Source organism: Kocuria carniphila (assembly GCF_004136555.1).
Classification (GTDB): domain Bacteria; phylum Actinomycetota; class Actinomycetes; order Actinomycetales; family Micrococcaceae; genus Kocuria; species Kocuria carniphila.
Genome location: NZ_NOIT01000030.1, coordinates 1 through 11,603 on the forward strand (window position 1 = coordinate 1; position 11,603 = coordinate 11,603).

The 11,603-nt window shown below is 63.9% G+C and carries 11 protein-coding genes; 9 read left to right on the forward strand and 2 right to left on the reverse strand.

Features of this window, described 5'->3' with window-relative positions; all coding sequences use genetic code 11:
- The first annotated feature begins 92 nt into the window (after nt 1–92).
- The 8 genes from EWV37_RS15110 (at nt 93) to EWV37_RS15145 (ending at nt 8,573) form a co-directional block, all read left to right on the forward strand.
- Entirely contained in the window at nt 93–1,238 is a 1,146-nt protein-coding gene (locus EWV37_RS15110) for a threonine/serine exporter family protein (RefSeq protein WP_238663357.1), read from the forward strand.
- A 186-nt stretch (nt 1,239–1,424) separates the two neighbouring features.
- Entirely contained in the window at nt 1,425–1,631 is a 207-nt protein-coding gene (locus EWV37_RS15115) for a hypothetical protein (protein WP_129702477.1), read from the forward strand.
- A 177-nt stretch (nt 1,632–1,808) separates the two neighbouring features.
- The gene (locus tag EWV37_RS15120; RefSeq protein WP_129702478.1) at nt 1,809–2,516 is read left to right on the forward strand and encodes an NUDIX hydrolase; all 708 of its coding nucleotides are present in this window, start codon (nt 1,809–1,811) and stop codon (nt 2,514–2,516) included.
- Nucleotides 2,513–3,844, forward strand: coding sequence for a quinolinate synthase NadA (gene nadA, locus EWV37_RS15125; RefSeq protein ID WP_095797259.1), 1,332 nt, complete (start codon nt 2,513–2,515; stop codon nt 3,842–3,844). Before EWV37_RS15120 ends, nadA begins: the two co-directional genes overlap by 4 nt.
- Nucleotides 3,845–3,847: 3 nt before the next feature.
- The gene (locus EWV37_RS15130) at nt 3,848–5,674 is read left to right on the forward strand and encodes an L-aspartate oxidase (protein WP_129702479.1); all 1,827 of its coding nucleotides are present in this window, start codon (nt 3,848–3,850) and stop codon (nt 5,672–5,674) included.
- Nucleotides 5,652–6,551: a carboxylating nicotinate-nucleotide diphosphorylase gene (nadC, locus tag EWV37_RS15135; protein WP_095797257.1), complete on the forward strand. Its 900-nt coding sequence runs from the start codon at nt 5,652–5,654 to the stop codon at nt 6,549–6,551. The genes EWV37_RS15130 and nadC overlap by 23 nt, the downstream gene beginning before the upstream one ends.
- Before the next feature lie 679 nt (nt 6,552–7,230).
- A complete protein-coding gene (locus EWV37_RS15140; RefSeq protein ID WP_095797256.1) occupies nt 7,231–7,755 on the forward strand; it encodes a hypothetical protein in 525 nt (174 codons plus the stop codon).
- Nucleotides 7,752–8,573, forward strand: coding sequence for a GSU2403 family nucleotidyltransferase fold protein (locus tag EWV37_RS15145; protein WP_095797255.1), 822 nt, complete (start codon nt 7,752–7,754; stop codon nt 8,571–8,573). The genes EWV37_RS15140 and EWV37_RS15145 overlap by 4 nt, the downstream gene beginning before the upstream one ends.
- A gap of 18 nt (nt 8,574–8,591) precedes the next feature.
- On the opposite strand, the gene EWV37_RS15150 is transcribed toward EWV37_RS15145, so the two are convergent.
- Nucleotides 8,592–8,924 carry a cupin domain-containing protein gene (locus EWV37_RS15150; protein ID WP_095797254.1) on the reverse strand — a complete coding sequence of 111 codons (333 nt, stop codon included), beginning with the start codon at nt 8,922–8,924 and terminating at the stop codon, nt 8,592–8,594.
- 59 nt (nt 8,925–8,983) lie between these two features.
- On the opposite strand from EWV37_RS15150, the gene EWV37_RS15615 reads away from it, so the two are divergent.
- Nucleotides 8,984–10,399 (forward strand): cysteine desulfurase family protein, encoded by a 1,416-nt coding sequence (locus EWV37_RS15615; RefSeq protein WP_238663359.1) that lies wholly within the window; start codon nt 8,984–8,986, stop codon nt 10,397–10,399.
- Nucleotides 10,400–10,521: 122 nt separating this feature from the next.
- Here EWV37_RS15615 and EWV37_RS15170 read toward each other — a convergent pair whose 3' ends face one another.
- Nucleotides 10,522–11,499, reverse strand: coding sequence for a 2-hydroxyacid dehydrogenase (locus EWV37_RS15170; protein ID WP_129702480.1), 978 nt, complete (start codon nt 11,497–11,499; stop codon nt 10,522–10,524).
- Nucleotides 11,500–11,603: the final 104 nt, after the last annotated feature.

The window sequence follows — 11,603 nt, forward strand, 5'->3', positions numbered from 1 at the left end:
GCCCGGTGGAATACCGGACCCAGGCCCTAGCGGCCTAAGCTTTTACTTGGCCAGTCCAACTTCTTGGGACCAGTTCACTTCGCTTGGAACGCGTGGACTCCTACGGTTTCGACTACGGCGTGCTGACCCGCGCCACCAATATCGCCGCCGACTACATTCAGGGGACCATCAACATCTCCGAAGCTCGCGAGCAACTAGCCAATATCGCGAAAACCGGTAAGTCGTGGTCCAAAAAGGTCACCATCATTGCGACCGCGGCGGCCGGTGCGGCAGCGCCCCTCGTGTACGGCGGCGATTGGATCGTCTCGATCGCCGGCGTCATCTCGTATCTGGCGCTCGTGTACATGATGCAGAAACTCGGCGAGCTGCGCTGGCCGTCCTTCTTCATCCAGATCGCCGCGGGCATTCTGGCGACCGTGGCGGCGGCAGCCATGAGGATTCTGGATCCGCACGTGGACCCCACTTCCGTGGTCATCTCGATCATCATCATCATGATGGCCGGCATGGCCTCCACCAGCGCCGTGCAGGACACCATTACCGGCCACTACATGCACGGTTTGGGGCGAATCTACGAAGGCCTGGTCAACACAGCCGGCCTGGTCGTAGGTGTGCGCTTGGGCGCTGCCCTGTTCACCATGCTGGGTGTCTCGCTTCCCGTGACCAACGAGGTCAGTCTGGCGAGCATCCCCCTGTGGCTCATGATGATCGCCGCCGCCTTTGTGGCGGTGGGTAACGGCATCATTTTGCAGTCACCCGCGCGCGTGGTGTTCCCCACGGCAGTCCTGGCCATGGTGGTGTATGCCGTCTACGACGCGCTGGCCACGGGTGAGGGCGCGGACGCCTGGGCCCGCGGAGCCGCCGCCTTCACCGCCGGCATCGGCACCGCGATCCTCCCGCGGTTCGTCAAAGCACCCTCCTCCGCCATGGCCATCTCATCCTTCCTGGTCCTGCTCCCCGGAACGCTGCTGTACCAGGGGATTTGGGGGTCATCGCTCTCCGATGGTCAGGCGCTGTATTACATTTCGGCCGCGTTCATTGCGGCCATGAGCCTGGCGGCTGGCCTCATGGTGGGGCAATACGTGGGCGTGGTGGCCATGAACACCTTCAAGGTGGTGCGCAACCGCATCTTTACGCCGGTCTTCTTCTCCCGCGCCTCCAACCACCCGCTCACGAGGCGCGGCGGAAAGACGTCCAACGCGACGGAGTCGGACCAGCCCGGGGAAGACCCACGTGAATAGCGTGATGTGAGGGAACCGCAGTGAGACAGTCTCCGGGGAGGCAACAGCAAAAGTTGGGCCCGATTACTGCGTTTCCCTCACTCAAAACTTGGTCAAAAGACTGGTCCATTGGCTATTCCCTTGGCGGCCGTCACGAGGCACTATGAACAAATCAGCATCCCGCTGAGCTGCCCCAAGGAGGGCCCTGTGGAAGACTTTCTCCCGTACTTCCTGTTCATGGTCTGCGAGATATTCGCCGTCATCGCGTTTGAGATCTGGAAGCAGACCCCGCTTGCCATCGCGCTAGGCGTTCTGGGCGCAGTCGTCTGGCTTGTCTCAATGTTCATCATGGGACGCATGCCCTCCAAGGAAAAGCACCCCGTGGCCCGGGAATCCGCGGCTCCCGTTCAGTAGCTTCAGTAGCTTCAGTAGCCACCGCACGACATCTAGGCACCTCTACGCCCTGGTTCTCAGCTCCTCACCCTTGAAACCTGCATACCGTTACTTATAGTCACTCAGACTTTAAGGTGTTAGAGTCATCCTCACATTAACCGGGCGGCTCCTTGGAGCGCGACAGAACAGGGAGCCACCATGATTGACCAGCGTGTGCTCCTGGCCGTGTCCACCGTGATTTTCACGGTTCGCCCCACGGGCGCCAACGGCAGCCACGAGCTCTGGATGCCCCTAGTCCGCCGGATCCGCGATCCTTACCGCGGCATGTGGGCGCTACCCGGTGGGCCACTCCGCCCCAATGAGGCGCTCGAGGATTCCGCCCTGCGCGACCTCACCCTCACCACCGGCCTCGCGCCCACCCACCTGGAACAGCTGGCCACGTTCGGTGGCCTGACCCGCTCCGCCGGGGCCGAGGAACGCCAGGTCACGGTCGTCTACTGGGCCTCGCTTCCCCCGCAAGAAGCCGCCATGGGCGAGAACGACATCAACGTCACCTGGCTGCGCGCCACCGACCTACCGGACCTCGCCTTCGACCACTCGGACATCGTCACCCACGCCCTGGATCGGCTGCGGAACCGCATCGCCGAACCCACCGTGGCCAAGGCCTTCCTGCCCGAGACCTTCACGATCGCCGCACTCCGCGAGGTGCATGAGGCGATCATCGGAGACGCCCTGGACCCCGCCAATTTCCGCCGCCACGTCCTGTCATCCGGCCAACTCGAGGACACCGGCGAGCGCTTGGAAGGCACCCGACATCGCCCGCCCAAGCTCTACCGCTTCGCATCGGCCAAACCATCCAAGCTTTTCAGTCACCCCACGTCAGACCGTTCCGAGGAGACATCATGACCTCCGTAGCCACCCAGCTCAACCTTCTGCCCACCCGCCCGTCCGGCACCGCCGTGACGCTGGAGGGCGGCTCGTGCAACAGCTCCCTCACTCAGGATCCGTGGGATTTCCCCACCCCGCTCGTGGAGGGTTACGGCCCCGGCGCGTCCCAGAACGACGTCGCTCCGGCCGGCTCTCCCGCCCAGCCCACCATTCCGCAGCGCTACCGGGATGCCTCCCCCGAGGAACTGGACGCCATGATCGTGGCGGCCAAGGAAACCCTGGGCGAGCGCGCCGTCGTCATGGGGCATTTCTACCAACGTGACGAAGTGGTCAAGCACGCGGACTTCATCGGCGACTCCTTCCAGCTCGCGCAGCAGGCCAAGGCCCACCCCGAGGCGGACGCCATCGTGTTCTGCGGTGTGCACTTCATGGCCGAGACCGCTGACATCCTGTCCCAGGACAACCAGTCCGTGATCCTGCCCAACCCTGCGGCGGGCTGCTCCATGGCCGACATGGCCGACGAGGAATCCGTGGAGGACTGCTGGGCGGACCTCATGGACGTGCTCGGCCCCCACGCCGTGGATGAGAACGGCCAGACGGTCACGGACGAGAACGGCGAGCCCCTCGCCTCCGTGATCCCCGTGACCTACATGAACTCCTCCGCGGCGCTCAAGGCGTTCTGCGGCCGCAACGGCGGTATCGTGTGCACGTCCTCCAACGCGCAGACCGTGTTGGAGTGGGCGTTCAAGCGCGGCCAGCGCGTACTGTTCTTCCCGGATCAGCACCTGGGGCGCAACACCGCCAAGGCCATGGGCGTACCCCTCGAGCAGATGCCCATGTGGAATCCCCGCAAGGAACTGGGTGGCAACACCGCTCAAAGCCTCAAGGATTCGCGGGTGATCCTGTGGCACGGCTTCTGCTCGGTCCACAAGCGCTTCACCGTGGGTCAGATCGAGAAGGCTCGCGCGGAGTACCCCGGCTGCACCGTGATCGTGCACCCTGAGTCCCCCATGGAGGTCGTGGACGCCGCAGATTCCTCCGGTTCCACCGACCACATCCGCAAGGCCGTTCAAGCTGCCGAGCCGGGTCAGACCTTCGCGATCGGCACCGAGATCAACATGGTCAACCGCTTGGCCGCCGAGCACCCCGAGCACACCATTTTCTGCCTGGATCCCGTGATCTGCCCGTGCTCCACCATGTACCGTATCCACCCGGGTTACCTCGCGTGGGTTCTGGAAGAACTGGTGGCCGGTCGCGTGATCAATCAGGTCTCCGTCTCGGACAGCGTTGCTCAGGAGGCCTCCGTGGCTCTCGAGCGGATGCTGGCCGCCGTACCGAAGAAGTGACTGATGACTGACGTGATCGTCGTCGGCAGCGGGGTTGCCGGCCTCAGCGCGGCGCTGTCCGCGGCTGAGACGGGCGCCCGCGTCACCGTCATCACCAAGGCCTCGCTCACCCTCACCGCAACTGATCGCGCGCAGGGTGGCATGGCCGCAATGACCAGCAGCCTGCCCGACGGCCAACCCAAGGATTCCGTCCAGTTGCACGTCCAGGACACCCTGGTCGCGGGCGCGGGTTTGTGCGAGCCGCCGGTAGTTCAGGGCGTGGTCCAAGATTCCGCCGACGCCGTTCGCGACCTCACCGACCGCGGCGTCGCCTTTGATCGCGTGGCGGGGCCCGGATCGCCCTGGGTTCAGGGTTTGGAAGCGGCGCACAGCGTGTCCCGGATCCTGCATGCCGGAGGTGATGCCACGGGTCACGCGATTCAGGAGGCGCTGTCCGCGCGGACGCGTGATGCCGCGGCAGTCGGAGATATACGACTTATGGAATACACACTGGTCACCGGCGTGCTGACTGATGGTCAACATGCCATCGGCGTCACGATCCGCCCCGTACTTTCAGACGGCCAGTTGGGCGCCGAGGAGTTCCTCGCCGCCGATCACGTGGTGCTCGCAACCGGTGGTGCCGGTCAGCTGTATCCGTATACGACCAACCCCGAGGTGGCCACCGGGGACGGCATCGCTCTGGCTCTGCGCGCCGGCGCCGAGGTTCGGGACCTGGAGTTCTTCCAGTTCCACCCCACGGCGTTGGCGGCACCGGGATCGTTCCTGATTTCGGAGGCAGTCCGCGGTGAAGGTGCGGTACTTCGTGATCAGCACGGTCACCGCTTCATGACCGATGTGGACCCGCGCGCAGAACTCGCGCCGCGAGATGTCGTGGCCCGGGCGGTCTTCGCGGTTCGCACCGGCTCTCCGAATGGCGCCGTGTACCTGGACTGCTCGACCATCCCCGTTCCGGAGGGACTGTCGCGAGCGGAGTTCCTGGCCCGGCGGTTCCCGACCATCGACGCGAGCCTCAAGGCTCACGGCATCGACTGGTCCACGGAACTCGTTCCTGTGAGCCCGGCCGCGCACTACCACATGGGTGGCATTGTCACCGATGAGCTGGGGCATACCACCGTGGCCGGCCTGTGGGCCGCCGGGGAGTGCTCGAGCACCGGCATGCACGGAGCCAACCGTTTGGCATCCAACTCCCTGCTGGAAGCGGCCATCTTCGGCCGGCGCATCGGTGAACTGGTGGCCGAACCCTGGTCCGGGGCACAACGTGCGTCCTCGAGCAGCGATTCCGAACGGGCGCCCCACGAAGTACTGCGACCACTGGCCCGGTCCCGACAGGAACAAGAACCTCCGACACCACGGCAACCTTCAGGCTCGACCGATCCTCTTCACGCAGCCGAGGATTCTGCGCTGTCCTACACCGGGCGGACCGCGGAGAAACAGATCGATCCATCCCCCACAGGATCGGTGGAGCCCACCGAATCATTCTCCCGCGAGGCACTTCAGCACACCATGTGGCAGGGCGCCGGGGTCTTCCGAACAGCTGAGGGCCTCGAGCAGGCGAAGGCGAGGCTGGAAGGCTGGCTCGCGGCGTCGTCGGCGGTAGCGGATGCGAGCGCCCCCGAAACCCTGGCCGACGCCGAAAACCGAAATCTCCTGACCGTGGGGCACGCGCTGGCGACCGCCGCGCTGGCCCGCACCGAATCCCGCGGGGCCCATCAGCGTGCGGATTACCCCGCGACCGACCCCCTACAGGCCGTAAGCACCGGGTGGGTTGCCGCGCGATCCGTGACTCCCGCCCACGAAAGGACAGTCCATGCTGACTCGCTCAGCCGTTGAAGCCGTGATCCGCTCGAGTCTTGCCGAGGATGCGCCGTGGGGTGACATCACCTCGGAACTCGTGATCCCCGCGGAGGCTACCGCCACGGCGACCATCACCTCGCGCGAAGAGGGCGTGTTCGCCGGAGAGGAGGTCATTCGTACGGGCTTCACCACCGTGGACCCGCGCCTGGAGGTCACGCTCCACGCGCGCGATGGCGACAAGATCACCCCGGGAACAGACATCGCAACTATCACGGGTCCCGCACGGCCCCTGTTGACCGCGGAACGCACGGTGCTGAACCTGGCGCAGCGGATGTCCGGGATCGCCACGCTCACCGCCCGGTACGTGGCCGAGGTCGAGAAGGCCGTTGCGGAGGTGGAGAGCGCCAACAAATTGCCCGCCGGAACCATCACCCGCACCCGCGTGGCCGACACCCGCAAGACCACCCCGGGACTGCGAGCGCTGGAGAAGCACGCGGTGACCTGCGGAGGCGGACACAATCACCGCTTCGGACTCTCGGACGCCGTGATGCTCAAGGACAACCACCTGGCCGTGCTCACCGCCGGCGGCGCGACGATTACCCACGCGCTCCGCGAGCTGCGGCGGAATATGCCTCATACGACGCACATGGAGGTCGAGGTGGATCGGCTGGATCAGATCGAGGACGTCCTGGCAGGCGGCGTGGACACCATCATGCTCGACAACTTTGCCCTCGCGGACCTGGTCAGCGGCGTGGCCATGGTGGACGGTCGCGCGATCGTGGAGGCCTCGGGGGGCATCACGTTGGAGACCACCGGCAAGGTCGCATCCACCGGCGTGGACGTCATCTCGGTCGGGGCCCTCACCCACTCGGTGCGGGCGTTGGACCTGGGCCTGGATATCGCGCTGGACTAGCCCTCACCCACGGCCGTGGATCAGCACCTGATGCCCCTGTTGAAGTGTTTCTTATTCTGATATGTTTCTTGATGTGAGAAACGAGTTCTATGAAGAAACAGTGGTCATGCCACGCTGTCTTGAGATCCTCGCCGCTGCGTTGCCTGACTCCTGGGACCTCGAAACGGTCAACCACAAGGACTTGGGACGCTCATTCCCTGATGCCTTTGTGACCATCAGACCGCCAGCTGGATCATCCGTACTCCTGGCAATCGAAACGAAAGGCACACGTCTCCGAACAGACGCTATCGCGCACTTGAGGTCAACCTTCAGCGACGTCCCTGGGATTCCATGTTTGTTGTCGGAATACTTCCCTCCACGCACTCGAGAGCTCATGGCCGAGGTGGGATTCAGTGGCGTGGATACCACAGGGTGGATCCATATCGTGAGTGATCAACCCCCCGTCCTCATAGACCGACAGGGGGCCCCTAGAGCGCCTCGAGAACCAAGAAAAGAGAACATCGAACGATTAACCGGTACCTCCACTGCGCGGGTTCTTCGCTACCTAGTGACGGCGTCTTTGCCACGGGGAGTACGAGAAATTGCTGACGATTGTCATGTAAGCCCGGGCACGGTCTCCAAGTTATTGCCAACATTTGAACGCGAGGGGATTATGCCGCCTCGAGATCGGCGAGGCCCCGTGGAATCCATCAACCGGAAGGACCTGATCGACCGCTGGGCCCAAGACTACTCGCTGGCTAAGGGCAATTTCCGCGTCGAATCATTCTTAGATCCTCGCGGGCTACAGCACGCAGCAGATGCTCTGACGCGCGACGATCGAACCGTTCTCACCGGTGTCCACGGAGGCCTCGCCTACTTGAATGAAAGCCAGACTCCCGTGGTCAGCAGCAAACAACTCACTGCTTACTGTGACAACCCTCAACGTATCGCTCGCGAGATCGGCCTCTACCCCGTCGAAAAATCCAAGTCCAACGTGGTGTTGATAGTCCCGAAGGATCCCGAACTACTCCAGAAAACCCGGTACAGCGAGAGAGCTGGCGGTTGGGTAGCCCCGTTGGGGCAAGTCTTGGTAGACCTAAAAACCTTTCCCGGCCGGGAAGCGGACTTAGCCAACCAGATCATTGACTCCCTTTCCGAACTAGGCTCCGATTCGGAGTATGGATGGACCATGTGGTCTGAGAAGAAGGAGGCGAAAACGAAATGAGTCTTCCTCCGGAGTACATAGCAGCTAGGTCGGTCCTGTTGGATGGCCTGGAGGCATTACGCGATCACCTCGATCACGTAATACTGATCGGCGCTCAAGCCGTCTATCTATGGGCCGGCGAGGGTGACTTCTCGGTTTCCATCATGACCACAGACGCCGATCTAGCCCTCAACGCCGCTGAGCTGAGTCCAGAGCCGCTGATTCAAGACGTTCTCGAAAAGAATGGCTTCATCACGAAAGCTGGGGGCAATCCAGGCCAGTGGATCGGGCCCACCGGGATTGCACTTGACCTCATGGTGTCAGAGCACCAGGCAGGCGAAGGACGAAGATCCGCCAGGATTCCTCCTCACGGGAAGGAGACCGCAAGACGTGGCCGGGGTCTTGCGCCCGCTCTGGTGGATTTCGAAACTATAACGCTCGGCGCTTTGGAACAGGACGACGGCCGTACGTGTCAGGTGAACGTGGCCGGACCTGCAGCGCTCATCGTAGCCAAGTGCATCAAGCTGAAAGAGCGGCTCGAGGACAAAGACACTAACAAGCGGGATCGGGTCAAGCCGAAAGACGCCCTCGATATTTTGCGTCTCCTGAGGGCTGTTGATCTTGACAGAATTGCCGACGGATTCTCCCGCCACCAAATGGACTTGGCTGCCGCACAGGAGTCGAACGAGGCTCTAACTTTCCTGGTTGCCCAGAGCACGACCCTGACGCCCACACTTCCCGACTTAGCCGAACAGGCTGCAGCAGGGGACGAATCCGCAGCACTCAGTTTCACGATCCTGGTTCAAGAACTGTCGAATGTTCTGAATTCTCGATCATAAGGGCCTGCAACAGGACCGTCAGCCCTTACCCACGACCGTCAGCAGCACTACGGAGTCCTCATGAGCATGCAGGGAATGTCGTTGCTGCGGGATCGCAGTGTAATCGGAGGAGTGCAGGGTGATGGACTCGTCACCGGCGATGAGCTCGACCTGGCCGATGATCACCTGGATCGTGGCTTCGCCCGGATTCTCGTGTTCTTTGAGATCCTGACCTCGAATCAGCGCGATCATGGTCTGCTGCAGCGTGTGCTCGCGGCCGCCGTACAGGTTATGCGCGGAGCGGCCGCTGGTCGCTTCGCGAGCCTGGTTCAGCATGGACTGGGCAATGGTGGTCAGCGTGTTTTCTTCCATGCTCCATCTTTGCAGCTCACCGCATCACGCGTCACGGGCACAACACGAGAGGTCACGTCATGATCTACCTGGATCACGCAGCCACCACAGCACCGCGCCGCGAGGTACTCGAGGCAATGTGGCCGTGGCTCACCCACGAATTCGGTAACGCGTCCAGCCATCACGAGCGCGGCCAGCGTGCCGCGCGGGCCTTGGACGACGCCCGCGAGCGCGTCGCGGCGGTCTTGGGCGCCCGCCCGGGAGAGATCATCTTCACCTCTGGCGGCACCGAGGCCGACAACCTGGCGGTCAAAGGCATCGCGTTGGCCCGTCGCGAGCGCCAGCCGGGGCGCAACAGGGTGCTGATCAGCGCCATCGAGCACGACGCCGTTCTGGAATCCGCCCGCTCGCTCGCCCAGTTCGATGGTTTCACCGCCGCGGAGCTGCCCGTGGACGGCTCCGGGTTCGTCTCGCCGGGTATCTTGCGCGCGTTCTTGACCGACGACGCCTCACGGCCCGGTGCGCTCCCCAGCGCGGGCGCATTACCGCGGCACCCCAAAACGGCTGGCGCGGGCGAGCCTGTCGTAGCCAATGCGTCCGGGACCGCGGGTTCCGACTCGGTAGCCATGGCGTCTGTAATGCTCGCCAACAACGAGGTGGGGACCGTGCAGAACATGTCGGCTCTGGCCGAAGTTGCCGCGGAATTCGGCGTACCTCTGCACACGGACGCAGTGCAGGCCGCAGGCACCTTACCGCTCAGGGTCACTGACCTCGGGGTCAGCGCCCTCACGCTGGCCGGTCACAAGATCGGCACTCCACAGGGCGTGGGTTTGCTGTGGGTCAAGCGCGGCACCCCACTACGTTCGCTCATGAGCGGCGGTGGTCACGAGCGTGGGCGCCGCTCCGGAACCTCCAACGTTGCCGGTGCCGTGGGATTGGCCACCGCCCTCGAACTGGCCGAGCGAGAACGAAAGGAATACACAGCCCGTGTCGCCGCTCTACGCGACCGACTGATCGACGGCATCCTCGGGGCCATGCCCGGCACGCTCCTGACCGGTCCGGATCCGCGTAAAACAGTGAATCTCCAGGAAACCGGCGTCGCAGCCAACGCAACCGCGAAAGGCACACACGTGACCGATCCGGACTCGGCAGACATCGCCGCAGGAGCCAGCGCGGCCACGGCAACCGCAGCGGCGTCGGCGTCGGCAGGATTGAACGGCAATACGCGCCTGGCGACCAACGCGTCCTTCTGCTTCCCCGGCGTGAACGGGGAGACCGTGCTCGTGGATCTGGAGAACCAGGGAGTGCTGGTCTCATCCGGTTCGGCGTGCGCGACCGGTTCATCGGAGCCGTCCCACGTGCTCACGGCCATGGGAGTTCCCGCGGAGGTGGCCACGACCTCGGTTCGCTTCAGCCTGGGCAGAGAGACCACGGAGAACGATATCGACACCGCGATCCGCGCCACTGCACAGATCATCGCGGAGCTGCGCAGCTAGCCCGCACTCTGATCAACGGTACGACCTGGACTCGAGCCGGATCCGGCGTTGTCGTCGATCAGTCTGCACAGGCCATCGGCCGCACCACCCGGCAGGTCAGAACACGGCGCGGTCGGCGAAACCTACGGCTTCACCTCGTACGGCGGGGTCTCACCGCGAGCCATGGCCACCGTGTTTTCCGCGGCTTTACGCGCCATACCCGCGCGGGAACCGCCCTCGGCGGAACCCACATGCGGCAGCAGAAACGCATTGGGCAGCTCGACCAGACCGTCGGCCATCTCGGGCTCGTTCTCGTACACATCCAACCCGGCCGCGAAGATCTCACGGTCCCGCAATGCACGAACCAATGCATTTTCATCGACCACGGGACCGCGGGCGGTGTTGACCAACACCGCGGTGGATTTCATCCGCCTCAGCACCTTCCGGTCGATGAGGTGCGTGGTCTCCTCGGTGAGCGGCACATGCAGCGAGATGAAATCGCTCGTCTCGACCAGTTCGTCCCACGGCACCTGAGTCACGCGCCCGGCCAAGTCACCCAACTCATCGTCGGACACCGGGCGGTCGTGTGGTGGGCGCTGCGTGAAGATCACCTTCATGCCGAAGCCCAGGGCACGTTGGGCCACGGCCTTGCCGATCCGGCCCATCCCCGCGATACCCAGTGTGGCTCCGGTGATGTCCTGGCCGACCAGCAGGTTGGGTCCGATGCCCGTGAACCGCCCCTCCCGCAGATACTCGGAGGCCTCGTGCGCGCGACGAGCGGCGCCCAGCAGTAGGAGCATGGCGGTGTTGGCCGTGGCGTCGTTGAGGACGTCCGGGGTGTTGCCCACGGCGATCCCGTTCTCCGCGGCGGCCGGTACATCGATGTTGTTGTAGCCCACCGCGTAGTTGGCGATGCCGCGGATCTTGGCCTGCGACAGCAGCTCGGCATCGAATTTGTCCGAGACCTGCGGGAGCACCACGTCGTACTCGCCGCTCGTGACGGCCTCGCGCAGCTCGTCCGCGCTCATGCCGTCCTTGATGACGACGTCGCCCGCCTCCTTCAAGATGGACGGTCCCGGTTCCGGGATCTCACGGGTGACCAGAAAACGAGGTGTACTCACGAAATCTCCTCAGGTATGCAGATAACTGGCCCTTCACAGATGAGCATGGGTAGCGGTGTGCGCGTGGGCGTCTCGAGGGGTGTGTTGTGAGGTCTGGGTAGAGG